The organism is Bacillus sp. PK3-067 (genome assembly GCF_056738645.1).
Genome location: NZ_CP096490.1, coordinates 5,292,144 through 5,315,788, shown reverse-complemented (window position 1 = coordinate 5,315,788; position 23,645 = coordinate 5,292,144). Strand labels below are relative to the sequence as shown.

Sequence of the window (23,645 nt, the reverse complement as noted above, 5' to 3'; positions counted from 1 at the left end):
TTTCACCATTTATATGTGTAAAAATTTCTCTACTTTTTCGTCTGGTAAAATGTTTCCAACGAAGAATGTTCCAAATTCACCATAACGAGCACTTACTTCATCGAAGCGCATTTCGTATATAAGTTTCTTAAATTGAAGAACATCGTCAGCGAATAATGTTACGCCCCATTCGAAATCGTCGAATCCAACAGATCCTGAAATCACTTGGCGTACTTTACCTGCGTATTGACGACCAATTTTACTATGGCTGTACATCATTTTTTTACGTTCTTCCATAGGAAGCATGTACCAGTTGTCATCACCTTGGCGACGCTTATCCATTGGATAGAAGCAAATATGATTTGCTTTCGGTAATTCAGGATATAAACGAGCTAAAATTTGCGGGTTTTGGTATGGATCCTCATCAGCTGGAAGGTAGTTGCTTAATTCAACAACAGATACGTAAGAATATGCAGGAACCATATATTCAGCTAAAGTTGTTTTATTCAATTCTGTCTCAATTTCATTTAACTCTTCCATTGTTGGACGTAAAATCATAAGCATAATATCAGCTTTTTGGCCAACAACTGTATACATTGCGTGACTACCTTTTTTCGCAGTAGCTACTTCGTTCCATTTTTCAACGACATTTAAAAATTCAGACACTGCTTGTCCGCGTTCGTCGCTAGATAATGTTTTCCATGCAGCCCAATCAATAGAACGTAAATCATGTAAACAATACCAGCCATCTAACGTTGTTGTTGCTTCACTCATTCTATTCACCTCAGTTAATGATAGTTTTACACGTTAACTATAGCATATATAGTTTTAAAATCATCTATATAAAACCTTGGCGCATAAAATTGTCACATTTAAGTGTTTAAGCAAGGTGAATTTAACGGCTGAATTTTATGAAAATATAATCATTTTTATTTTATCTATTTTTTGGGAGCTATAAGTTTAAAATATAGAAGAAAAGCAGTATTCTTAAAGATAGAGTTTTTTTAACATATGTAGGAGGGTTTATTCGTGAGCAACTTATTTACAACAGTAAAAGAAAAAGTTCAAGGAAAAGGCATTTCTATCGTACTTCCTGAAGGAACTGATGAAAGAATTTTAGGCGCTGCAGAGCGTTTAGCAAAAGAAGAGTTAGTAAAACCAATCTTAGTTGGTAATAAGGAAGAAATTAGCGCAAAAGCTGCTAGCATGAATTTAACATTAGCAGGCGTTGATATTTACGACCCAGCTACATACGAAGAAATGGATGCAATGGTAGCATCTTTCGTTGAACGCCGTAAAGGTAAAGCAACTGAAGAAGACGCTCGCAAAATCCTTAAAGACGAAAACTACTTCGGTACAATGCTTGTATACATGGGCAAAGCACACGGTTTAGTAAGTGGTGCAGCTCACTCTACAGCTGATACAGTTCGTCCAGCACTTCAAATTATTAAAACAAAACCAGGCGTTACAAAAACTTCTGGCGTATTCATCATGGTACGTGAAGAAGAGAAATATGTATTCGCTGATTGTGCAATTAACATTGCACCAAACAGCCAAGATTTAGCTGAAATCGGTATCGAAAGTGCGAAAACTGCTGAGTTATTCGGCATTGATCCACGCGTTGCTATGTTAAGCTTCTCTACAAAAGGTTCTGCGAAATCTCCAGAAACAGAAAAAGTTGTAGAAGCAACTCGCATTGCAAAAGAAATGGCTCCTGAGTTAACTTTAGATGGAGAATTCCAATTCGATGCTGCATTCGTACCATCTGTAGCTGAGAAAAAAGCTCCAGGTTCTACAATTAAAGGTGATGCTAACGTATTCGTATTCCCAAGCTTAGAAGCTGGTAATATTGGCTACAAAATCGCTCAACGTTTAGGTAACTTCGAAGCAGTAGGACCAATCTTACAAGGCTTAAACATGCCTGTAAATGATCTGTCTCGTGGATGTAACGAAGAAGAAGTGTACAAGTTAGCTTTAATTACAGCAGCTCAAGCACTTTAATTCTATAATGAATTGAAATAAAGACCGTCGCTATAATAGCGACGGTCTTTATTTTTCTAAGCCAAGTGCTTTATTATTACGATCAATAATACGTTGTAAATTCGTCTCATATAAAGGAATCTCATCTATTGTTAATTGAGATGGTGTTAACTTTGGAGCGAATTGCTGCAATGTTTTTAAAAGACGCATCATTAAATCTTGTACTGTAATGGTTTCGCCAAGTAATTCTGAGAGTGAGGCCATCGTACTTGGTACAATTTCAGGGTACGTAAAGCGTGTTTCTTCTCCTTGAATTGCTAGGTTGTAGAAATCACGAACGAGTGCGGCACGCTCAGAGCCACTTCCGGTAGCACAGAGATAAATTTGGACAGCGACCCCCCCGCGAATACGACGTTGTGAAATACCAGCGAATTTTTGATCGCGAATACTTAAGTCATAACTACCAGGACAGTAAGAGCCAACAATTTCTTTTGCCTCGATAGTAACGTCGTAATCCTTTAACATCTCCTTAATCAAATGCCACATTGTATCGTATCCAAGATCAATATCGATACCTTTTTCTGTTTCTTGGAATAAAAGTGATACGTTTAAAACACCTTCATCAAGCACGACTGCAAGCCCGCCAGAATTACGAACAATAACATTGAAGTTGTGTTGTTTTAAAAAAGAAATACCTTCTTCTAAATGCGGAAGGCGTGAATCTTGAATGCCAAGGACAATTGTATTGTGATGAACCCAAGAACGCATTGTTGCGGCTGACTTGCCATTTCCAATGCTTGTGCATAATGTGTCATCCATTGCGAATGACTGAAGTGCATGGAATGTTGGTCCCAAACTAGACTGATCTACAATGCGCCACTCTGGCTGAGATAAAATGGAACGGGAATTGCTCATATAACTAACCCCTTATCTTTAAAATGACAATCTCTATTATAGCAAAAAATGAAGAATGGAGTTTTCTCACATATAAAGGGGGAGATTAAAGGTGAAATAATAAAAAGGATGCATTGCATGCATCCTTCTTATTCTGCAATTTTTTCTAAATTACCGTTTCGGTCCATTCGGAAAGATGTTTGAGAACGTTCTTCGTCATCCATGACTGCCAATTTACGAGCACGGTTCATAATGTTCATAAGTGTTTCGTAATCTTCTTGTACAGTATGAGATTGCTTTTCTAATTTTTCTAGTTTCTTTTCTAGTTCCTCATTCCGAAGGATTTGTGCTTTAATTTCTTGTTTCAATCTCGTATTCTCGTTTTCAAGAGCTGTCACTTTTATATTTGAAGATCCGACTGTTTGTAAAAAATAAATAACATCTTGCATTGTCATAGAGCTTCTTGCAGCAGGAGCAGTAGATTCTTGATATGGAATAGCTTCTTTATATTGTACGATTGATTCTTCTTGTACTAATTCTTCATAATCAGTTATCGAATCTGAAGCTGGTGGTGTATAAAGTAAACGTTTTTTCGCTTGTTCACCGCTTGCAGCACGCATTTTATCTTTACGATGTTTTTTTGCTAGTTGAAGAGCTTGTTCATAGCTATAGCGAACAACAGCATTCCAGCGGAAACCACAAGCAGCAGATGTACGATTTAACTGATCCCCTACTTCCTCAAATGCATTTAATTGCGTACTTCCTTCTCTAACATGACGAAGTACCGTTTCAGCAAGTAATAAATCATCCTCATCTGTCCAAGCATCTTGTCTTACTTTCATAGATTCAACTCCCTTTCTTTTTATGAACTTCCTATTTTTATAATGGGCAAAAAAATAAACTTTTATACAAAGCTTTTAAAAATATGGTAGATTTCGATGAAAGGTAAAAATTTTCCCATGAATGGTGAGCGCTTCTGTAGGAGAGCATATAAATATGTATCATTATGTAGAGAATAGGCTTTGTAGGGAAACTTGCAACGAGCTTCAAAGAGCGGTAAAATACCATTTAGTGTTTATTTTTAAATGTACTTGAGAAAAGTTTAAAATAGAGGAAGTGTTATGTAATGGGAAACGAGTTTCGCGTGTGCGATGACTGTCAGGCAACGAACATTAAAACGTTAGTTCCGAAGTTAAAAAAAGTAGATTCATGTGCAACGATTGAAGTTGGATGTCAGTCTTACTGTGGTCCTGGTCGTAAAAAATCATTCGCATTTGTAAATAACCGTCCAGTTGCGGCTCCAACAGAAGATGAGTTAATCGTGAAAATTGAAGCAAAGTTAAATAAGTAAGAAAAAGAAGAGTGAAAAGATTACTCTTCTTTTTTTATGCCCATAAGAGGAATGATTTATTCTGCGAAAGTACTCTTGTGTGGACGAACATTTTCTAAAGGATGAACATAACTTTTGTATTAAAATACCAATTTGTATAAATTTATATTTCAAAATAATGGTTGACAGTCTTTTAAAGCGATAGGTAGAATAGAAGTGTCTGATTCTGAGAATCATTATCAGGGAAATAACAATTCACCTAATTTTTTTATTACTATTTGAGAATAAATTTCATTTCAATAAATATATGTTGTTGGTTAGGATGGTTGAGGGATGGAAGCGAGCGCAAGCAGTATAGAACAGCAAGAAGAGAATGTTAAAGAGATTAAGAGCAGACCGCTCATCGCTTCTATTATTTTAGTAGCGGGTACAATTTTGTTAGCTTTAAGCATGGCAGTTTCTATTTCTTTTGGGGCTGCAGATATTAGTTTAAAGACTGTATGGCAAGCTGTATTTCAGTTTGATGGATCTATTACACATCATAACGTAATTCAAGAGCTTCGCATGCCTAGAGCAATAGGGGGCGTAGTTGCAGGTGCCTTTTTAGCGGTATCAGGAGCAATTATGCAAGGTATGACGCGAAATCCACTTGCTTCACCATCGTTAATGGGGATTACAGATGGAGCTGTATTTGGAATTGCAATTATGTATGCATTTTTCCCTAATTCACCTTATTTAATGTTTGTTATCGCATCTTTTATTGGAGCTGCGTTTGGTGCAAGCATTGTATATGGAATTGGATCTTCTTCACCAGGTGGATTAACACCTGTGAAATTAGCTTTAGCAGGTGCAGCTATTAGTGCTTTATTAGGGGCAATTTCATCTGGAATCGCATTGTATTTCAATCTTGCCCAAGAGGTGAGTATGTGGAATGCAGGCGGAGTCGCTGGAGTGAAATGGCAAAGTATTAATATGTTAGTGCCAATTGGCCTTATTTGTCTTTTTATCGCAATTATGATGTCGAGATATATTACAATTTTGAGCTTCGGTGAAGAAATTGCGATTGGACTTGGTCAAAATACGACATTGATTAAATTTATCGGAACAGTACTTGTTCTTGTTTTAACGGGTTCCGCAGTTTCCATGGCAGGATCAGTTGGATTTGTTGGTCTTGTAATTCCGCATATGACTCGTTTCCTCGTAGGCTCGGACTATAGATGGGTTATTCCATGTTCTGCGGTCTTAGGTGGGCTGTTAATTGAATGTGCAGATATGTTATCTCGCGTTATTAACCCGCCATTTGAAACGCCAATTGGAGCAATTACAGCGCTAATTGGGGTTCCATTCTTCCTCTACTTAGCACGTAATGAAGGGAGAGGAAAGATGTGAGGACGAGTGTCTTAACAAAAAAGAACATTTCTATATTAACGATTTTAGTAGGACTAATCGTTTCTATATTTCTTATTAGTTTAAATACAGGAACTTTTAAAATCCCGCCAATGGACGTATTAAAGTCATTGGTTGGACTAGGGGCTGAAGATCAGTCTGTTATTTTATTTGAATTCCGTATGCCGCGTATGGTAATTGCTATACTAGTCGGATCTGCTTTAGCTATGTCAGGCGCGATTTTGCAAGGTTTATCACGAAATCCTCTTGCTGATCCAGGTATTATAGGTATTAATGCTGGAGCGGGATTAACAGTTGTTATATTCGTCTACTTCTTCTTCGGGAAAGTAGGGACTGGTACATTTTTATCTGTATTCATTCTCCCATTCTTCGCACTAGTTGGAGCGATATTAGCAGCGGTAATTATTTATTTACTAGCATGGAAAGACGGCGTTTCATCGACTCGATTAATACTAGTCGGTATTGCCGTTGCAGCTGGATTTGGAGCTGTTAGTTTAATTTTCTCTATGAAGATGACATCTAACGATTTTCGTTTTGCTACGATTTGGCTGGCGGGAAGTCTATGGGGTACAGATTGGAAATTCGTATTAAGTGTACTTCCATGGATGGTTATTTTCTTACCGCTTGCTATAAGTAAAGCACACATATTAAATGTAATGAACCTAGGCGATTCTACAGCAGTTGGCCTTGGTGTAAACGTAGAAAAAGAAAGACGTAAATTATTATTTATTGCAGTTTGTTTAGCAGGGGCATCTGTTGCTGTTGCCGGCGGAATTGGCTTTATCGGTTTAATGGCCCCGCATTTAGCAAGGCGCCTTGTTGGTGGTAAACATCAAATTATGTTGCCCACAGCTGCGCTAATAGGAACGTTTTTACTTTTATTCGCAGACGTAATTTCAAGAAGTGTACTAACAACTTCAGAAATACCAGTCGGTCTTGTTATTTCTGTAATTGGTGCACCGTATTTTATTTATTTACTTATGAGGACAAAATAAAGGGAGGCTTTTCGTATGGCAACTTTAGCGGTGGATGCGGTATCGGTTGGCTATAATGAAGGTTTAATTATTGATGGATTAACAGTTGAAATTCCGGAAGGGAAAATTACAACAATTATTGGACCAAATGGTTGTGGGAAGTCCACATTATTAAAAACGGCGTCTCGTATTTTGAAGGCAAAGCAAGGTACTGTTTATCTTGACGGAAAAGCAATTGAGAAACAGCCAACGAAAGAAATTGCAAAGAAAATGGCGATTTTACCACAAACTGCAGAAGTGCCAACGGGTCTTACTGTATTTGAGCTTGTGTCATATGGAAGATTCCCTCATCAAAAAGGGTTTGGCACGTTGAAAGAAGAGGATTATCGCTACATTAACTGGGCACTTGAAGTGACAGGAATGAAAGAATTTGCGAATCGTCCAGCAGAAGCGCTATCAGGCGGTCAACGTCAACGTGTTTGGATTGCAATGGCTCTTGCACAAGGAACAGAATTACTTGTATTGGATGAACCAACGACGTACTTAGATATGGCTCATCAATTAGAAGTATTAAACTTATTGAAAAAGTTAAATGAAGAAGAAGGTAGAACGATTGTTATGGTTATCCATGACTTAAATCACGCTTCTCGTTTCTCCGATCATATGATTGCATTAAAAGCAGGTAAGTTAATGAAACAAGGAACGCCAGATGAAGTTATGACAAGTGAAACACTTCGTAACGTATTTGAGATTGAAGCTCAAATCGTTCCATGTCCAGTAAACTGTAAGCCAATTTGTTTAACATATGATTTAGCGATGATTAGTAATCAATTGCGTAAAAAAGCATAAGTAGAACCCCCTCGTGAAGAGGGGGACTTCTAATGGACGTTGAGCTTCTTATATAAGAATGGGAAGTTGAACGCCCGTTAGAATGGGTTATTAACAACAATTAATAAATATATATTAATTAATTGTTATCTTTGTTTCTTATAGTTCGTTGTAACTTATAAGATAAATACAGCTAGAAGGAGTGGGAACATGAAGAATTTTAAAATGGCACTATTAGCAATGGTACTAGTTGTGACTTCTGTACTATTTGCAGCTTGTTCTAACAAAGAAGAAGAAAAGAAAGCAGATGCAAAGACTGAAGAGCGCACTGTAAAACATGCAAAAGGGGAAATTAAAATTCCTGCAAACCCAAAGAAAATTGCTGACCTTAGTGGTTCAACAGAAGAATTATTAATTTTCGGTATGAAACCGGTTATTACTGCTAATACATCTCAAGAAAAAATTGATGCACATATTGAAAAGAAACTAAAAGACGTTAAACCAGTTGGTTCTGCTTGGGGCGATAAAATTAACATCGAAGCAGTAGCTGCTGCAAAACCAGATTTAATTCTTGTAAATAATCGTCAAGAAAAGATTTATGATCAATTATCTAAAATTGCACCAACAGTTATGTTAAACACTCCATTAGATCAATGGCGTCCAAAATTTGAAGAAGTAGGTCAAATCTTCGGTAAAGAAAAAGAAACAAAAGAATGGTTCAAAAAGTATGATGAAAAAGCAAGCAAATTACATGACAAAATCGTCGCTAAAACTGGTGAAGCAACATTTATGAAAATGGCTGCATATCCAAATGCTTTCCGCGTATACGGTGACTACGGTTACGGTAGCGTAATCTTTAATGACTTAAAACTACCAGCAGTTAAAGGTACACCAACTGATAAACCACTAGTACAAGTACAAAAAGAAGCTTTAATCGATTACAACCCAGATTACTTATTCGTATTTACAACTGGTGACGGTTCTCAGCGCTTGAAAGAATTCCAAGAAGAATCAATTTGGAAAAACATGAACGCTGTTAAAAACAACCACGTATTCACAATTAAAAATGAAGACTTAAACAAAGGTTACTTCCCATTAGGGAAAGATATGATCTTAGACGAAGTTGCTGAATTCGTTTTAGGTAAATAATGTATAAAGGAAATCACTTTTACTTCGGTAAAGGTGATTTTTTCTTTTTATAAAGGGAATTAATACAGTCTTTCATTTCTTTCTGTTTCTCATTTCGTTTATAATATAAAGTAAGAATGTAGTAAAGAAAGGGGGATGTCGGAAAGTGGTATATTTAAACGACAAACTCAGCGAAACAAAAGTGTTTAAAGACCCAGTACATAAATATGTGCACGTGCGTGATCGTGTTATTTGGGATTTAATCGGAACGAAAGAATTTCAACGCTTGCGCCGTATTAAGCAGCTTGGAACGACATTTTTTACATTTCACGGTGCAGAGCATAGTCGCTTTACTCATTCGTTAGGTGTATACGAAATTATTCGTCGTATGATTGATGATGTGTTTGATGGCAGACCAAATTGGAATGCTGAAGATAGATTGTTATGTTTATGTGCGGCATTACTTCATGATGTCGGTCACGGCCCATTTTCTCACTCGTTTGAAAAAGTATTTTCATTAGATCATGAGAAATTTACGCAAAAGATTATTGTTGGCAATACGGAGATTAATGATGTATTAAGTCGTGTTGATAAGGAGTTTCCACAAAAGGTAGCAGATGTAATTGCAAAAACGTCTACTAATAAATTAGCAATTAGTATGATTTCGAGCCAAATTGATGCGGATCGTATGGATTATTTATTAAGAGATGCTTATTTTACAGGCGTAAAGTACGGAAACTTCGATATGGAACGTATACTGCGTGTAATGCGCCCGTATGGGGATCAAGTAGTCATTAAAAATAGTGGTATGCATGCTGTTGAGCATTACATTATGAGTCGTTATCAAATGTATTGGCAAGTATATTTCCACCCAGTAACGCGAAGTGCAGAAGTTATTTTAACGAAGATTTTACACCGTGCGAAATCACTGCACGAGAAGTATTATACATTCAAAAATCATCCTGTTCATTTCTATTCTTTATTTGAAGAAGAAGTAACAGTAGAGGATTATTTAAAGTTAGACGAGAACGTTATGTATTACTACTTCCAAGTATGGCAGGAAGAAGAAGATCCAATTTTAAGCGATTTATGCCGCCGTTTTATGAATCGAAATCTATTTAAATATGTAGAGTTTACAGATAAACACGGTTTAGATAATTGGATGGAATTAAGTAGTTTATTTAAAAAGATTGGACTTGATCCGGAGTATTATTTAGTAGTTGATTCAACATCAGACTTACCGTATGACTTTTATCGTGCAGGAGAAGAAGAAGAGCGTCTACCAATCCTACTTCTTATGCCAAACGGAGAGCTTAGAGAGCTTTCACGTGAGTCGGATATTGTTGAGGCGATTACAGGTAAGAAAAGAACGGATCAAAAGCTATTCTATCCACATGATTTAATCTATGAAGATGGAAGAAAAGGAAAATATAAAGAGAGAATTATTGAGTTGTTAGAAGGAAAGAAATAAGAAGCAGCTAATGGCTGCTTCTTATGAAAAAACTTGAAATTATTTGTCGCTTAAGCGTTTTCCGCCAACTGCATAATGGTTTTTAGACATTTCTTCGATGAAAACAACGATGTTTTCTTCAGGAGCACCAGTTGTTTCGCTTACTGCTGCTGTTACTTTCTCAGCAAGAGCTTTCTTTTGTTCTTCTGTGCGTCCTTCTAGCATTTTCACTGTTACGTATGGCATGTACAATCGCTCCTTTTATGTAAGTTACACTCTTATTATAGCGGATTATGGGGAAGAACAATCGAAAAAACAAATAATTTCTTTTTTTGACATATGGAAGAGGAGATGAAGTATGGATCAGTTATTTAGATATCCATTGCACGAAATTCCGTTAGTAGCAATGGCAATTATTATTGCACTATCCGTTCATGAATTTGCACATGCATATGTTGCATATAAATTTGGGGACGATACAGCAAAGAGACAAGGGCGTTTAACGTTATCACCGATGGCCCATTTAGACCCTATCGGTTTGATTGCAGTATTAATTCTTGGATTCGGTTGGGCAAGACCAGTTCCTGTTAATCCATATAACTTTAAAAGACCGCGTCTGGCAGGTATATTAGTGTCAATTGCAGGGCCGATTAGTAACTTAATTTTAAGTGCAATTGGTTTAATTATTTGGTATAGCTTATTAAAATTTGGTGTATTATACTCAATTCCATCTGCAGTGGCAGATACGTTAGCTCAATTTTTCCAGATTTTTATTATGCTGAATATCGTTTTACTTGTATTTAACTTATTACCGATCCCGCCACTTGATGGATATCGAGTTGTGGAAGATTTAGCGCCAGCAAATATTCGCGCGAAAATGACACAGTATGAAAAATACGGGGCAATTGCGTTATTAATTCTCGTTATTACACCGCTTAGTAATTACACAATTCAACCTATTTTCCAGGTAGTTATTCCGCATGTATTTGTATTTTTAGACAGCATCATTGCGCCTATTTTTGGCCTTTTATAATTTTTAAGTGAGGAGGATTTTACATATGACAGAGAAAAAGAAAAAAATCGGTTTTAATATCGTGAAAAATGATTCAACAGATGGACATGGTGGATTTGGTGTTGGAGCATTAAGCTTAGAAAACATTTCACCCGTATTTGTTGATGTACTAGAGAAGACTGCATTCGTTGATATCGGTGCGATGCATGCGCGTAGTACAGTAGAAAAAGGTATTAAGTTTTTAACAAATAAAGATGAAGTTCCAAATGGAAAACCATTTTGGCTTGTTTGGGTAACAATTGAAAGAACTGCGACAGGTGCGTATTACGCAGGTGTAACAGCTTGTGAAATGACAGTTGACCGTGAGATTCGCCGCGGATATAAATCACTTCCAGAACACGTAAATAAAATGGATAAATCATTGAAGCGTCACATTATGGTTGACCATATGGATGAATCATCTAAAAAGGTACTTGGTACGTTCTTGAAAGAACATAATGAAGCGATTTGGAACGAATCTAGTGAAGAATTGCGCCGTGCATTATTAAGTGAATAAAAAATAGCTGACGGATGCCCGTCAGCTATTTTTTTACCAAGGAAGATATTTTTTCCACCAACTTGTTTTTTTCTTTTCTTCAGTTGTTTTTTCAAATTCTTCTTTATCATCGACGTGATCCATACAATATTCAGTCGGTTCGGTACCTTTAGCGAAATACATTTTCACAGAAATAGGACAATTTTTTGTAGCAATTTTACCGTTCTCTGGATTGATATTAACCGCTACGACGTCACTTGGTTGTTTAAATTCTTTTTTAGGCTGTCCATCTAAGCCCTTCTCCATCGTATCAGTCCATATTTTCTTCGCATACCCCTGTTCTGCTACGTTTGAAATAGATTTAGGTTGATCATATCCGACCCATACACCTGTTACGATTTGCGGAGTAAATCCGATCATCCAACTATCCGTTTCAGTAGAACCAGATTTGCCGGCATATGTTCTTGATAATTTTGATAACATCGATTGGCCAGTTACAGCAGCATAACTGCTTAGTTTCTTATTAAACATACCAGTCATCATTTCTTCCATTACAAACGCTTTGCTCTTGTCGAGAACTTGTTTACTCTCTAAATGAGCATCGTATAATATATTTCCTTCATGATCCATAATGCGGCGAATGAAAGTAGGTTTTACTTCTTTTCCACCGTTTGCGAACATGCTATAAGCGTTAACCATTTCAATTGGTTTTACTGGTGATGTACCGAGAGCTAGAGAAGGCACATCTTTTAATGCACTTTTAATTCCAAATTGTTTCGCTGTTTTTGCTAGCGTGTCATCTCCTAAAAACAAATTCGTTTTCACAGCATAAATGTTATCAGAGACTGCGAGAGCTTGTGCCATCGTTACGAAATCATCTGCATAATAATCTTTATAGTTCTTCGGTTTATACTTTGAAACGCCGTCACCTAGGGTGAATACAGTATATTCGCTTTTTAAGCGCGTAGCAGGCGTGAATCCTCGTTCTAATGCCGCATAATATAGAAATGGCTTAAATGTAGAACCAGGCTGACGAACGGCTTGTGTAGCCCTGTTAAATTGACTCATATTATAATCAGTTCCACCAACAAGAGCAGCCACTTCACCTGTCGTTGGATTCATAGAGACGAGAGCAGTTTGTATGTTTGTTGTGTCAGGTATATGATCTTTTACAGCTTGTTCTGCTACAGCTTGTAGTTTAGGGTCTAGCGTTGTATAAATTCGTAAGCCACCTCGTTGTAAAGCTTGTTCGTCTAATCCAACATCACGAAGAAGCGAAGCTTGTACAGCATCTTGGAAATATGGTGCGACCTCTGCTACTTTTTTCGTATCTAATGAGGCAAAAGTTAGTGTCTCTTTCTTCGCTAAGGTTGCTTGTTGCTTCGTAATATATCCTTGCTTCACCATTTCATCTAATATGAGAGCTTGTCGTCCTTTAGCGCGATCCTCTTTCAAAAAGGGAGAATAGACACTTGGCCCTTTCGGGATACCTGCCAGCATACTAGCTTCTGCTAATGTTAACTCTTTTGCCGTTTTATCGAAATATAGACGGGACGCAGCTTCGATGCCATAAGCGCCATGTCCGTAATAAATTGTATTTAAATATCCTTCTAAAATATGATTTTTATTATAGTTTACTTCAAGGCGGATAGTGTACATTGCCTCTAATAATTTTCGTTTCCACGTTTTATCATGATCTAAATACAGATTACGCGCGTATTGTTGTGTAATTGTACTAGCTCCTTGTACCTTTGCCATCGCTTTTAAATCAGCAACAATTGCACCTGCAATCCGTTTCACATCGAAGCCGTGATGTTTATAAAATCTTTGATCTTCAATAGAAAGGGTCGCTTCTTTTACATAAGGTGAAATTTCATTAAGAGAGACATTGTAACGTTTTTGAATTTCGTTACTTTGTCCAATAACAGTATCATCGTTTGCGTAAAAGACGCTTGTTTGCGGGACCGCAACAGGAGGAGGTCCCATAATTTTTGCAACTATAATAATAACAAAAAAAGAAAAAACGAAGAAAAGGACGCACGAAAACATTGCGGTGAAGAAAAGACGTTTATATTTTTTAAGTTTTGGATTCATAGTTTGATCCATCTTTTTTCAGCCCCTCATTAATACAAGCGTTATTGTATTAGTATTGAGGGTTTTCGTTTATTTTAAACAATGAAATTTCGAAAATAAAAAGCTCCTTCCATTAAGAAAGGAGCTCAAAGGCACGTGCTGGCCAATCGGTAATGATGACATCTACACCATAATCAATCATAGTTTGTAAATCTTTGTATTCGTTAATTGTATATGGACGGAAAACATATCCTTGCTCTTGTGCTAACTGCACAAATTCTTTCGTTAATAACTGGAAGTTTGGATGTAATCCACTTGCTTCTCTATGTTTTGCTTCGGAAATTGGATCAGTAAGTGGTGTATCATATAAAATTGCTCTTGGGATTTCAGGAGCAATTTCTGCTAATAATGAAACAGAGTCATGGTTAAATGATGAAAATACAATTTGATTAGAAAGATGATATTCACGCACAAGTGCAACAGCTTTTTCCTCAATATTTGGGTAATGAATAACATCAGTCTTTAATTCAATATTTAGTTGTAAGTTCGTTGTGGAAAGCCAAATGAAAACCTCACGCAACGTTGGGATTTTTGCTTCATGGAAAGAAGGGTCTTTATAGCTACCAGCGTCCAATAATTGTAGTTCCTCTACCGTTTTTTCAGAAACAAGTCCAACGCCATTTGTTGTACGATCGACGGTTTCATCGTGAATTACGACAAGTTCACCATCTTTTGATAAGTGGACATCGAGTTCAATTCCGTGAGCACCAATGCGTTCTGCTTCTTGGAAGGCAATCATCGTATTTTCGGGATGTGTTCCTTTTACTCCGCGGTGAGCGAAAATAAGTGGTTTACTCATGTGAAATTCTCCTTATTATCTCTTTTCTTTTATTATGAAACTGCTTTAGGGAAAATACAATTGAATATGACAAACATTTACAAAAGTCTAACAGTTGCAGAAAAGTTAACGTTAACGTAAAATGTAATAATCAAGTGAAGGGAGGAATAAACATGTATAAAATTGATGAAGTAACAAAGCAAGTCGGTTTAACAAAACGTACACTTCGTTATTATGAGGAAATTGGTTTAATTCATCCCCCAGAACGTAGTGAGGGAAATATCCGTCTGTATACGGATGAGGATATTGCCAGAATTAAAAGAATTGTAGAAGCGAAAGAAGTGCTAGGAATCACACTTCAAGAAATGCAGCATTTCTTATCACTAAAAGAAAGAATGGAGCAAAGAAGAAATAGCGAAAATCCTCGTGATCGTGAAGTGATTCAAGAAATTAAAGATATGCTTGAAAAACAAGTGCAAACGTTAGACGAAAAAATGGAGCAAATGCAACGTGTAAAGGCAGAACTAGAAGATAGTTTACATCGTGCAGTAACATTTTTAGAGAGCACAAAAGGAGAGTAATCAAAATGGAGAGCAAACAAAAACTAGGGAGATTGATTACAGTGGTGGCTACCTTCCTTGCCTTTTCGGGTATAGGAGTAGTCGACCCAATTTTGCCGATTATTGCAGAGAAAATTGGTGCATCGCATTGGCAAGTTGAAATGTTATTTACCGCTTATATTTTAACGATGGCAATTATGATGTTACCAGCTGGTATATTTGCATCGAGATTTGGTGATAAACGGATGATGACAATCGGTCTTGCGATTGTGACTGTATTTGCGTTTATATGTGGTATGTCACAAACGATTGCTCAATTATCTCTTTTCCGCGCTGGATGGGGATTAGGGAATGCGATGTTCTTCGCGACGGCGATGACTTTATTGATTGCATTAAGTAAAGAAGTTCATGAAGCAGTAGGATTATACGAAGCAGCTATCGGCTTAGGTATGGCTGGCGGACCGTTATTAGGCGGGATATTAGGTGGTCATTCTTGGCGTTATCCGTTTTTCGCGACGAGTATTTTAATTTTCTTAGCATTTATTTTAGTATTCTTTTTTGTAAAAGAACCAGAACGAAAAGTGAAGCGTAAGGCTGCTGGCGTAGGGGAATTACTTAACCTGGTGAAGTATAAACCATTTATGCAAGGTGCCATTTCAGGGATGCTATACTACTACGGATTTTTTGTCGTGTTAGCATATTCACCACTTATTATGCATTTATCAGCTATTCAATTAGGCTTTGTATTTTGCGGATGGGGACTCGCGTTAGCTTACGGTTCTGCAATTTTAGCACATAAGCTAGAAGGGAAATATGAACCAAAAACATTATTGAAGGGTAGTTTACTCGTATTTGCGATTTTCTTAATTGCACTATTCTTTGTGAAAATTATGTGGTTACAAATTACTCTTATCGTTTTATCAGGATTGGCGTCTGGCTTAAACAATGCATTATACACAAGTTATGTAATGGATATTTCACCTTATGAAAGATCTGTTACGTCAGGTGTTTATAACTTTGTTCGTTGGTTAGGTGGTGCGATTGCTCCGATTTTATCAGGAATTATCGGTCATACTGTTTCACCACAAAGTCCGTTTTTAGTAGGTGGAATTGTGGTGTTAGTTGGTTGTATTATGATCCTAATTCCAATTCGTAAACCAGTAGAAATAGAGACAAAAGCCCTTTCTTAAGAAAGGGTTTTCTTTCCTTTTACGGTGCAAACCCTTTCCGCACATATGTTAGAACCCTCTGACTAAAATATATTTTCGGTATTTTTGTACTTTTAACTATACATTTTGGATGTTTTGTTTTATTTTTGTTAGGGGACATTAATGATGTCCCTATTATAAATTTGCATTGAAAGGCGTGATTGTACGATGGAACTATGGTTCACTGAAAAACAAACAAAACATTTTGGGATTACGGCGCGTATTAACCGCACATTACATACGGAGCAAACAGAATTCCAAAAACTTGATATGGTTGAAACGGAAGAGTTCGGAAACATGCTTATTTTAGATGGCATGGTTATGACAACAGAAAAGGACGAGTTCGTTTATCACGAAATGGTAGCGCACGTACCTTTATTTACACATCCAAACCCTGAAAACGTATTAGTTGTTGGTGGCGGTGATGGTGGTGTTATTCGTGAAGTGTTAAAACACCCAAGTGTAAAGAAAGCAACTCTTGTTGAAATCGATGGAAAAGTAATTGAGTACTCTAAACAATACTTACCATCAATTGCAGGCGCATTAGATAATGAGCGTGTAGAAGTAAAAGTAGGAGACGGTTTCCTACATATCGCAGAAAGCGAAAATGAATACGATGTAATTATGGTAGATTCTACTGAGCCAGTAGGACCAGCAGTAAACCTATTTACAAAAGGCTTCTACGCTGGAATTTCAAAAGCGTTAAAAGAAGATGGTATTTTCGTTGCACAAACGGACAACCCTTGGTTCACACCAGAGTTAATTACAACTGTGTTTAAAGACGTAAAAGAGATCTTCCCAATCACTCGTTTATACACAGCAAACATTCCAACTTACCCAAGTGGTCTTTGGACGTTCACAATTGGATCTAAAAAACATGATCCATTAGAAGTAAGTGAAGAGCGTTTCCACGAAATCGAAACGAAATACTACACAAAAGAATTACACAATGCAGCATTCGCATTACCGAAATTTGTTGGCGATTTAATTAAGTAAGAGAATTGTATCAAACAAATAAAGTGTAAGTAGCTCATTTAAGGTGTTTGTCCAGAAGACTTGAACATGCTAGCTACTTACACTTCTGTAGAGAAAATCGTCTTCTTGTTGTTAAAAAGAAGACCCGGTAAATCGAGAAAGAGGAGCAATTCGCTCCAAATTTGAGAAATAGTGAAAGGTTGGGATACCTTAAGTTCCACATAAGGAGGAAAAGAATATGCGTTTTGATGAAGCTTATTCAGGTAAAGTATTTATTAAAAGTCATCCAAGTTTTGAAGAGTCAAAGGTAGTTATTTATGGGATGCCTATGGATTGGACAGTAAGTTACCGTCCGGGATCTCGTTTTGGCCCTGCACGTATTCGTGAAGTATCAATCGGTCTTGAAGAATATAGCCCGTATTTAGATCGTGAACTAGAAGAGGTAAAATATTTTGATGCGGGTGATATCCCATTACCATTCGGAAACGCACAACGCAGCTTAGACATGATTGAAGAGTATGTATCAAAACTTTTAGATGCCGATAAGTTTCCACTAGGTCTCGGCGGTGAGCACCTAGTGTCTTGGCCAATTTTTAAGGCAATGGCAAAAAAATATCCGGATTTAGCAATCATCCACATGGATGCTCATACTGATTTACGTGAATCGTATGAAGGGGAGCCTTTATCCCACTCTACACCAATTCGTAAAGTGTGTGATTTAATTGGTCCGGAAAACGTATATTCTTTCGGAATTCGTTCTGGAATGAAGGAAGAATTTGAATGGGCGAAAGAAGTAGGTATGAACTTATACAAATTTGACGTATTAGAACCGTTAAAAGAAGTATTACCGAAACTTGCTGGCCGCCCAGTCTATGTCACAATCGACATTGATGTATTAGACCCAGCTCACGCTCCAGGAACAGGAACGTTAGAAGCTGGCGGTATCACATCTAAAGAATTATTAGATTCCATCGTAGCAATTGCAAATTCAAATATAAATGTAGTTGGAGCAGACTTGGTAGAAGTAGCTCCAGTCTACGACCATAGTGATCAAACACCAGTCGCAGCAAGCAAATTCGTGCGGGAAATGCTGCTCGGTTGGGTGAAATAAAAGTGAAGCCGACTGTTTAGGCCCGGTGGCTAAGGTTCTTTCCTGCAAAAGGCGCTTTTTGCCTCGAAGGAAGAAGCGAAGCCACCGATCATTCTAGCCACTGCAGCTAGATAAAATAAAAGCCCTCTATATGATTAGAGGGCTCTTATTTTTTCGTTATGTGTCGGTAAGTCGATATATTAAAAAAACCGCCGATATAATTTCATTTACTGTTACGCAACACAAAAAAGAGCTATTCCTAAACGATGGGAATAGCTCTTTTTCTTATGCAACCTTCTCTTCCGAAGTAACTCCGCGAATTTCATCAGCAGAGCGGATCGGATATTTACGGAACACAATAGATCCGATGTATCCGACAATAGTGGTAACGATCCCACATAATATAGCAGCAATTGTTACTTTTACAACGTCATTAAATCCGAATAAGACAAGAAGTCCTGGGATTGGTGATGCTGTTCCTGGTGCATTATTAACGAGCTGGAACAGAGAGGTAATAATACCAGCAAGTGCACCGCCAACGAAGTTTGTCGCATAAATTGGAATCGGATTTGCTGAAACAACATCGGCTTGTGTTAAAGGCTCGATTGCTACAGCAATTGTATCTTTCTTTGAACAAATTTTTAAGCGTTTAAAGAAAATAAAGTTCATTGGGGCTGAAGCTGCTACAGCCAGACTACCAATTGCCATTGGTAAACCTGTTAATCCAAGCATTGCAGTTAGTGCCATAGAACTCAGTGGAGAGGTAGAAATAACTGTTATTAATCCACCAAGCATAATACCCATAATGATAGGACTTTCTGTAGTTGCAACTGAAATCATAGAACCGATTTTACCAAGTGTGGCGTTAACGAGCGGATCCATAAGCATTGCCATTCCGCGTGAGATTGGTGCAGCGATAAATAGGATTGCTAAAAATTCCACACCAGCTGGTAATTTCTTTTCGAGAAATTTCACGACGAAGGCACAAACGTATCCAGCGAAAAATCCTGGTAAAATACCAAATCCACTAGTAGCGATACCAATTAAAACAGCATATACGGGGGAAACACCGATTGCTAATGCGACTAAAATCGCTGCTGCGACACCGCTCATACTACCGGAAGCTTCTCCTACTGATTGTAAAAAGTCATTATGAAACATTTCTCCACCTATATAACGGTGAAATGCTTCAATAAGAAAACTTGCAATTGCTGCATTAGCTAAAGCGCCCATCGCCTTCATTCCGTAAGGCGCACGGTAACTGAAAAGTGTAAATAGACAAAGTACAACAAGTAATAGTGCTAAACCTTGCAAGATAGCCATTTGAAAACTGTCTCCTTTGATTTTTGTAATAAAAATTCGTATCATTCAATAATAATATAAAAGTGTATGAAACGGAAAAATTTTTTCTTGGGAACTGGTTGTAAGAAAAAATCCCTTACAATAATGTAAGGAAAGTGTAAGACTTTTAGATAGAGTATAGTATGCTCTTTTCCGTATAATACAAGTATAGATATAATACTAGCGAGAAAGAAGTGCAAACAGGAGGTTCATGTATGAAATTGGTAATTAAAGTTTTAGCTGTATTCGCCATTATTCTAGGTGGAACAGCGTATTATTTGAACACAAAAACAGAAGGTGTACATGCTTTTGTAGACAACTTCTTTTCAAATAAAGAAATACAAGATTATTATGCGGTTATAGATAAAGGTGAGAAAAAAGACGGAGAATACTTGTATACTTTTAAAGGGTATACAGAAGATGGAAAGTTACAGGTTATTAAAAGAATGATGAACCGTGAATTGCATACGGGGGCGTTTATAAAAATTTATGCAAAAGGTATGCAAGGAAAAGGATGGGCTGAAATCCCGAAAGAATCCATTCCGCAAAAAGCGTTGAAAAAAATAGAAAAACCATAAAAGGAGCGACTCATTCGCTCCTTTTTTAGTACGTTAAAATAGTGATAGATGTCTTCTCTTTGTGAGAAATAATTTTTGCATGTCCACCAATTGGAAAAGTGAAAATCGGGGTTGTATGCCCGAAACTTGCGTTTGCAATGATAGGGATATGTGCAAGTTCAGGTTTTGAACCAATCATTTCTTGAATGTCTTCTATCGTACATTCTGCACCTTTTTGCATCTTTCCTATAACGATTCCCTTTATGTATTCAAAACCTTGCTGCTGCATAAGGGAATGTAAATAACGATCAAAAGTTTTAAGAGTAGATGTTCCAGTTAAACTATCTTCTTCAATAAATAAAATTTTCTCCTTTAAATTTGGCATATATGGTGTACCTTGCAGTAAGTTAAATGTGCTCATATTGCCACCGATAATATCTCCCGTAGCTTCTCCTTCTTGAATTGAAACATATCCTTCATTTTTAATAAATTCTCGATTTTCCTGATCTATATACCAAGAATCATCGCTCCATGTTTCAGATGGAAGGACTTCAATAGGCTCATTAGAAGTTAAGCACTTTAAAAAGTAATCGGTTGTATACCCGAGCCCTTTCTCCATTCCAAACGAAGAGAAATGGGGTCCTGAATATGTAACAAGCCCTGTTTTTGCGTAAATTGCATTATTTAAGGCAGTAATATCAGAATAACCACAGAAAAATTTCGGGTTTTCACGAATTAAATCATAATCGAGATGTTTCAATAAACCATTTGAGTTGTATCCGCCAAGTGTAGTCAAAATAGCTTTTACATTAGAGTCTCGAAATGCTTCATGGAGGTCTTGAATGCGGGAAGAAATAGAGGAGGAAGCAAATCGATCTATCTCATCAGCATATTTTGAGAATGTAACTTGAAAGCCCATGTCAGTTAATCTTTTTATAGCAAGTTTTCTATTTTCATTTGAAACAATACTTAAACTACACGATGGTGAAATCACTCGTATTTCAGCACCCTTTTTTAACTTTGTTGGTATCACTACATTCACCTCTTTAATTGAAAGAATATTTAGATTTAAAAAATATTTTATCATATGAAATAAAGTAGAAGTGAATTATTTTTTGAAATGGAGTTTTCCTGATTTTTCAGCAGACAGACAGAGTCTTTTTTTGATATGATAGGAAAAGTGATTTATTATAAGTAGTATTTAATATCTATAACATTTGAAAGGTGTGCAAGACGTGGAGAAACAACTTGCAGGCTTGCCGGTACACGTTCATTTCGTAACAGAAATCCGTGAAGGGGCGAGGAAGGAAACCGTTGCTTTTGAAGCAAATGGTCAATACTATGTAAAAGGTCAAGGTACATATGTAACATTCCAGGAGCCGAACGAACAAGGCGAAGTGAAAACAATTATTAAAATTCAAGATGAACAAGTTCTCATTATGCGTTCAGGTGCTGTTTCTATGCGTCAGACGCATGTGAAAGGTGAATGGACAACTGGTACGTATACGAGTGAACTTGGTACGTTTGCATTGCAAACAAAGACTGATAACGTTCTTTTTAAATGGTCGGATGAAAAGAAAAAAGGACAACTCTTCTTAACGTACGCATTGCTTCTAAGTGAACAAGAAGCTGGCAGATATACTATTACAATTAATTTGAAGGAGGCAAAATAATGAATTCCTTAGAACAGGTAAAAGGATTGATTAAAGAAGAAATTCAGGCTGCTGTATTAAAGGCAGAATTAGCGACAGAAGAACAAATTCCAAACGTTGTATTAGAATCTCCAAAAGATAAAACAAATGGTGACTTCTCTACAAATATGGCAATGCAACTTGCACGCGTTGCGAAAAAAGCACCTCGTATGATTGCAGAAGAACTAGTTGCAAACTTCGATAAAGCAAAAGCTTCTATTGAAAAAATCGAAATCGCTGGTCCTGGTTTTATTAACTTCTATATGGATAATAGCTACTTAACAGATTTAATTCCAACAATCGTAAACGCTGGTGAAGCTTACGGTGAAACGAATACTGGTAAAGGTGAAAAAGTACAAGTTGAGTTCGTATCTGCGAATCCAACAGGTGACCTTCACTTAGGACATGCACGCGGTGCGGCAGTAGGTGACACTTTATGTAACCTATTAGCAAAAGCAGGATACGATGTATCTCGTGAGTACTACATTAATGACGCTGGTAACCAAATTCATAACTTAGCTCTTTCTGTTGAAGCTCGTTACATGCAAGCTTTAGGCTTAGAAAAAGAAATGCCAGAAGACGGATACCATGGTGCGGATATCATTGGAATTGGTAAACGTTTAGCAGAAGAATTCGGTGATCGTTATGCGAAAGCTGATGAAAAAGAAAGCTATGAATTCTACCGTGAGTACGGTTTAAAATATGAATTAGCAAAACTTCAAAAAGACTTAGAAAGCTTCCGCGTTAAATTTGATGTATGGTTCTCAGAAACATCATTATACAAAAACGGGAAAATTGATCAAGCACTTGCTGTATTAAAAGAGCGCGACGAGATCTTTGAAGAAGACGGTGCAACTTGGTTCCGTTCAATGACTTACGGTGACGATAAAAACCGTGTATTAATTAAAAATGACGGTTCTTACACATACTTAACGCCAGATATCGCGTATCATCGTGATAAATTAGAGCGTGGTTTCGATAAGTTAATTAACATTTGGGGTGCTGACCATCACGGTTATATTCCACGTATGAAAGCTGCTATTCAAGCACTTGGTTACGATAAAGACACGCTTGAAGTAGAAATCATCCAAATGGTACAACTATACCAAAATGGTGAAAAAATGAAGATGAGTAAGCGTACGGGTAAAGCAGTTACACTTCGTGAGCTTATGGAAGAAGTAGGCGTGGACGCAATGCGTTACTTCTTCGCAATGCGTAGCGGTGACTCTCATTTAGACTTCGATATGGACTTAGCTGTATCAAAATCTAATGAAAACCCAGTATACTATGCACAATACGCTCACGCTCGCGTATGCAGCATCCTTCGCCAAGGTGAAGAATTAGGATTAGCTACAGGCGGAGACGTTAACTACAAACTTGTTACTTCTGAAAAAGAAGTAGAGTTACTGAAAAAACTTGGTGAATTCCCAGCGGTAGTTGCGGATGCAGCACAAAAACGTCTACCACACCGTATTACAAACTATGCATTTGAATTAGCAGCAACATTACACAGCTTCTACAATGCAGAAAAAGTATTAAACCAAGATAATTTAGAATTAAGTAAAGCTCGTTACGAGTTAATGAAAGCAGTACGCACTACACTTCAAAATGCATTAGCAATCGTAGGAGTATCTGCACCAGAAAAAATGTAATAAAGAAAAGCGGAAGCGGACTTTCGTTTTTAAATAAAAGGCAATCACACGATGTTGTGATTGCCTTTTTATGTGGAGATAATAAAAAATAAAATTTTATCAAACAAAAAGGGAATTTGCGTCGTCTTATATAAATGACAGGA

At 37.1% G+C, this 23,645-nt stretch carries 24 protein-coding genes; 16 read left to right on the top strand and 8 right to left on the bottom strand.

Features of this window, described 5'->3' with window-relative positions; translation table 11 throughout:
- Nucleotides 1-9 precede the first annotated feature (9 nt).
- On the bottom strand, nt 10-753 hold the full coding sequence (hemQ, locus tag M1D73_RS27390; protein WP_001287595.1) for a hydrogen peroxide-dependent heme synthase: 744 nt from the start codon (nt 751-753) through the stop codon (nt 10-12).
- Between the two features lie 255 nt (nt 754-1,008).
- On the opposite strand from hemQ, the gene pta reads away from it, so the two are divergent.
- Nucleotides 1,009-1,980 (top strand): phosphate acetyltransferase, encoded by a 972-nt coding sequence (gene pta / locus M1D73_RS27385; RefSeq protein ID WP_000067215.1) that lies wholly within the window; start codon nt 1,009-1,011, stop codon nt 1,978-1,980.
- Between the two features lie 48 nt (nt 1,981-2,028).
- Here the strand turns inward: pta and lipL are convergent, their stop codons facing one another.
- Together lipL and M1D73_RS27375 are read right to left on the bottom strand one after the other, a co-directional pair.
- Nucleotides 2,029-2,874 (bottom strand): octanoyl-[GcvH]:protein N-octanoyltransferase, encoded by an 846-nt coding sequence (gene lipL, locus M1D73_RS27380; RefSeq protein ID WP_000071943.1) that lies wholly within the window; start codon nt 2,872-2,874, stop codon nt 2,029-2,031.
- A gap of 128 nt (nt 2,875-3,002) precedes the next feature.
- Nucleotides 3,003-3,695, bottom strand: a complete 693-nt coding sequence (locus M1D73_RS27375; protein ID WP_000868358.1) for an RsfA family transcriptional regulator — start codon at nt 3,693-3,695, stop codon at nt 3,003-3,005.
- 284 nt (nt 3,696-3,979) lie between these two features.
- Between M1D73_RS27375 and M1D73_RS27370 the strand changes: the two genes are divergently transcribed.
- From M1D73_RS27370 to M1D73_RS27345, 6 genes are all read left to right on the top strand, one after another.
- Nucleotides 3,980-4,204 (top strand): YuzB family protein, encoded by a 225-nt coding sequence (locus M1D73_RS27370; RefSeq protein ID WP_000526071.1) that lies wholly within the window; start codon nt 3,980-3,982, stop codon nt 4,202-4,204.
- A gap of 312 nt (nt 4,205-4,516) precedes the next feature.
- Nucleotides 4,517-5,572, top strand: a complete 1,056-nt coding sequence (locus tag M1D73_RS27365; protein ID WP_000388293.1) for a FecCD family ABC transporter permease — start codon at nt 4,517-4,519, stop codon at nt 5,570-5,572.
- Complete coding sequence (locus M1D73_RS27360) at nt 5,569-6,585, top strand: FecCD family ABC transporter permease (protein ID WP_001260757.1); 1,017 nt, start codon at nt 5,569-5,571, stop codon at nt 6,583-6,585. Before M1D73_RS27365 ends, M1D73_RS27360 begins: the two co-directional genes overlap by 4 nt.
- A gap of 15 nt (nt 6,586-6,600) precedes the next feature.
- The gene (locus M1D73_RS27355; protein WP_000212068.1) at nt 6,601-7,413 is read left to right on the top strand and encodes an ABC transporter ATP-binding protein; all 813 of its coding nucleotides are present in this window, start codon (nt 6,601-6,603) and stop codon (nt 7,411-7,413) included.
- Nucleotides 7,414-7,602: 189 nt separating this feature from the next.
- A complete protein-coding gene (locus tag M1D73_RS27350) occupies nt 7,603-8,541 on the top strand; it encodes an ABC transporter substrate-binding protein (RefSeq protein WP_000787724.1) in 939 nt (312 codons plus the stop codon).
- 145 nt (nt 8,542-8,686) lie between these two features.
- Nucleotides 8,687-9,991 (top strand): HD domain-containing protein, encoded by a 1,305-nt coding sequence (locus M1D73_RS27345; RefSeq protein ID WP_000262741.1) that lies wholly within the window; start codon nt 8,687-8,689, stop codon nt 9,989-9,991.
- Between the two features lie 39 nt (nt 9,992-10,030).
- Here the strand turns inward: M1D73_RS27345 and M1D73_RS27340 are convergent, their stop codons facing one another.
- Nucleotides 10,031-10,216: a 2-hydroxymuconate tautomerase gene (locus M1D73_RS27340; protein ID WP_001147171.1), complete on the bottom strand. Its 186-nt coding sequence runs from the start codon at nt 10,214-10,216 to the stop codon at nt 10,031-10,033.
- A gap of 112 nt (nt 10,217-10,328) precedes the next feature.
- Here M1D73_RS27340 and M1D73_RS27335 point away from each other — a divergent pair, with 112 nt between their 5' ends.
- Both M1D73_RS27335 and M1D73_RS27330 read left to right on the top strand, forming a co-directional pair.
- Complete coding sequence (locus M1D73_RS27335; RefSeq protein WP_000372445.1) at nt 10,329-11,003, top strand: site-2 protease family protein; 675 nt, start codon at nt 10,329-10,331, stop codon at nt 11,001-11,003.
- A 25-nt stretch (nt 11,004-11,028) separates the two neighbouring features.
- Complete coding sequence (locus tag M1D73_RS27330) at nt 11,029-11,538, top strand: YwhD family protein (RefSeq protein WP_000136678.1); 510 nt, start codon at nt 11,029-11,031, stop codon at nt 11,536-11,538.
- Nucleotides 11,539-11,571: 33 nt separating this feature from the next.
- Here the strand turns inward: M1D73_RS27330 and M1D73_RS27325 are convergent, their stop codons facing one another.
- Together M1D73_RS27325 and M1D73_RS27320 are read right to left on the bottom strand one after the other, a co-directional pair.
- Nucleotides 11,572-13,623 carry a transglycosylase domain-containing protein gene (locus M1D73_RS27325; protein ID WP_000372958.1) on the bottom strand — a complete coding sequence of 684 codons (2,052 nt, stop codon included), beginning with the start codon at nt 13,621-13,623 and terminating at the stop codon, nt 11,572-11,574.
- 100 nt (nt 13,624-13,723) lie between these two features.
- Nucleotides 13,724-14,449: a glycerophosphodiester phosphodiesterase gene (locus M1D73_RS27320; protein ID WP_000042779.1), complete on the bottom strand. Its 726-nt coding sequence runs from the start codon at nt 14,447-14,449 to the stop codon at nt 13,724-13,726.
- 152 nt (nt 14,450-14,601) lie between these two features.
- On the opposite strand from M1D73_RS27320, the gene M1D73_RS27315 reads away from it, so the two are divergent.
- The 4 genes from M1D73_RS27315 to speB all read left to right on the top strand — a co-directional run bounded on the left by M1D73_RS27315 (nt 14,602) and on the right by speB (nt 18,282).
- Nucleotides 14,602-15,009, top strand: a complete 408-nt coding sequence (locus tag M1D73_RS27315) for a MerR family transcriptional regulator (protein ID WP_000276560.1) — start codon at nt 14,602-14,604, stop codon at nt 15,007-15,009.
- A 5-nt stretch (nt 15,010-15,014) separates the two neighbouring features.
- Nucleotides 15,015-16,178, top strand: a complete 1,164-nt coding sequence (locus M1D73_RS27310) for an MFS transporter (protein ID WP_000444228.1) — start codon at nt 15,015-15,017, stop codon at nt 16,176-16,178.
- Nucleotides 16,179-16,364: 186 nt separating this feature from the next.
- The gene (speE, locus tag M1D73_RS27305; protein WP_000424696.1) at nt 16,365-17,192 is read left to right on the top strand and encodes a polyamine aminopropyltransferase; all 828 of its coding nucleotides are present in this window, start codon (nt 16,365-16,367) and stop codon (nt 17,190-17,192) included.
- Between the two features lie 217 nt (nt 17,193-17,409).
- Nucleotides 17,410-18,282, top strand: a complete 873-nt coding sequence (gene speB / locus M1D73_RS27300; RefSeq protein ID WP_001209831.1) for an agmatinase — start codon at nt 17,410-17,412, stop codon at nt 18,280-18,282.
- 264 nt (nt 18,283-18,546) lie between these two features.
- Here the strand turns inward: speB and M1D73_RS27295 are convergent, their stop codons facing one another.
- Nucleotides 18,547-19,584, bottom strand: a complete 1,038-nt coding sequence (locus M1D73_RS27295; RefSeq protein WP_000996319.1) for a PTS sugar transporter subunit IIC — start codon at nt 19,582-19,584, stop codon at nt 18,547-18,549.
- A 233-nt stretch (nt 19,585-19,817) separates the two neighbouring features.
- Here M1D73_RS27295 and M1D73_RS27290 point away from each other — a divergent pair, with 233 nt between their 5' ends.
- A complete protein-coding gene (locus M1D73_RS27290) occupies nt 19,818-20,180 on the top strand; it encodes a YxeA family protein (protein WP_000779922.1) in 363 nt (120 codons plus the stop codon).
- A 25-nt stretch (nt 20,181-20,205) separates the two neighbouring features.
- Here the strand turns inward: M1D73_RS27290 and M1D73_RS27285 are convergent, their stop codons facing one another.
- Complete coding sequence (locus tag M1D73_RS27285; protein ID WP_000613226.1) at nt 20,206-21,192, bottom strand: S66 family peptidase; 987 nt, start codon at nt 21,190-21,192, stop codon at nt 20,206-20,208.
- Nucleotides 21,193-21,394: 202 nt separating this feature from the next.
- Between M1D73_RS27285 and M1D73_RS27280 the strand changes: the two genes are divergently transcribed.
- Both M1D73_RS27280 and argS read left to right on the top strand, forming a co-directional pair.
- Nucleotides 21,395-21,832 carry a YwiB family protein gene (locus tag M1D73_RS27280; protein ID WP_000414867.1) on the top strand — a complete coding sequence of 146 codons (438 nt, stop codon included), beginning with the start codon at nt 21,395-21,397 and terminating at the stop codon, nt 21,830-21,832.
- On the top strand, nt 21,832-23,502 hold the full coding sequence (argS, locus tag M1D73_RS27275; RefSeq protein ID WP_001086454.1) for an arginine--tRNA ligase: 1,671 nt from the start codon (nt 21,832-21,834) through the stop codon (nt 23,500-23,502). Before M1D73_RS27280 ends, argS begins: the two co-directional genes overlap by 1 nt.
- The last annotated feature ends 143 nt before the right edge of the window (nt 23,503-23,645 follow it).

Bases quoted from the DNA above. Each gene is read 5' to 3' on its own strand.
- hemQ (WP_001287595.1), bottom strand. From the start codon at position 753: ATGAGTGAAGCAACAACAACGTTAGATGGCTGGTATTGTTTACATGAT.
- lipL (WP_000071943.1), bottom strand. From the start codon at position 2,874: ATGAGCAATTCCCGTTCCATTTTATCTCAGCCAGAGTGGCGCATTGTA.
- M1D73_RS27375 (WP_000868358.1), bottom strand. From the start codon at position 3,695: ATGAAAGTAAGACAAGATGCTTGGACAGATGAGGATGATTTATTACTT.
- M1D73_RS27370 (WP_000526071.1), top strand. From the start codon at position 3,980: ATGGGAAACGAGTTTCGCGTGTGCGATGACTGTCAGGCAACGAACATT.
- M1D73_RS27365 (WP_000388293.1), top strand. From the start codon at position 4,517: ATGGAAGCGAGCGCAAGCAGTATAGAACAGCAAGAAGAGAATGTTAAA.
- M1D73_RS27355 (WP_000212068.1), top strand. From the start codon at position 6,601: ATGGCAACTTTAGCGGTGGATGCGGTATCGGTTGGCTATAATGAAGGT.
- M1D73_RS27350 (WP_000787724.1), top strand. From the start codon at position 7,603: ATGAAGAATTTTAAAATGGCACTATTAGCAATGGTACTAGTTGTGACT.
- M1D73_RS27340 (WP_001147171.1), bottom strand. From the start codon at position 10,216: ATGCCATACGTAACAGTGAAAATGCTAGAAGGACGCACAGAAGAACAA.
- M1D73_RS27335 (WP_000372445.1), top strand. From the start codon at position 10,329: ATGGATCAGTTATTTAGATATCCATTGCACGAAATTCCGTTAGTAGCA.
- M1D73_RS27330 (WP_000136678.1), top strand. From the start codon at position 11,029: ATGACAGAGAAAAAGAAAAAAATCGGTTTTAATATCGTGAAAAATGAT.
- M1D73_RS27325 (WP_000372958.1), bottom strand. From the start codon at position 13,623: ATGGATCAAACTATGAATCCAAAACTTAAAAAATATAAACGTCTTTTC.
- M1D73_RS27320 (WP_000042779.1), bottom strand. From the start codon at position 14,449: ATGAGTAAACCACTTATTTTCGCTCACCGCGGAGTAAAAGGAACACAT.
- M1D73_RS27315 (WP_000276560.1), top strand. From the start codon at position 14,602: ATGTATAAAATTGATGAAGTAACAAAGCAAGTCGGTTTAACAAAACGT.
- M1D73_RS27310 (WP_000444228.1), top strand. From the start codon at position 15,015: ATGGAGAGCAAACAAAAACTAGGGAGATTGATTACAGTGGTGGCTACC.
- speE (WP_000424696.1), top strand. From the start codon at position 16,365: ATGGAACTATGGTTCACTGAAAAACAAACAAAACATTTTGGGATTACG.
- speB (WP_001209831.1), top strand. From the start codon at position 17,410: ATGCGTTTTGATGAAGCTTATTCAGGTAAAGTATTTATTAAAAGTCAT.
- M1D73_RS27295 (WP_000996319.1), bottom strand. From the start codon at position 19,584: ATGGCTATCTTGCAAGGTTTAGCACTATTACTTGTTGTACTTTGTCTA.
- M1D73_RS27290 (WP_000779922.1), top strand. From the start codon at position 19,818: ATGAAATTGGTAATTAAAGTTTTAGCTGTATTCGCCATTATTCTAGGT.
- argS (WP_001086454.1), top strand. From the start codon at position 21,832: ATGAATTCCTTAGAACAGGTAAAAGGATTGATTAAAGAAGAAATTCAG.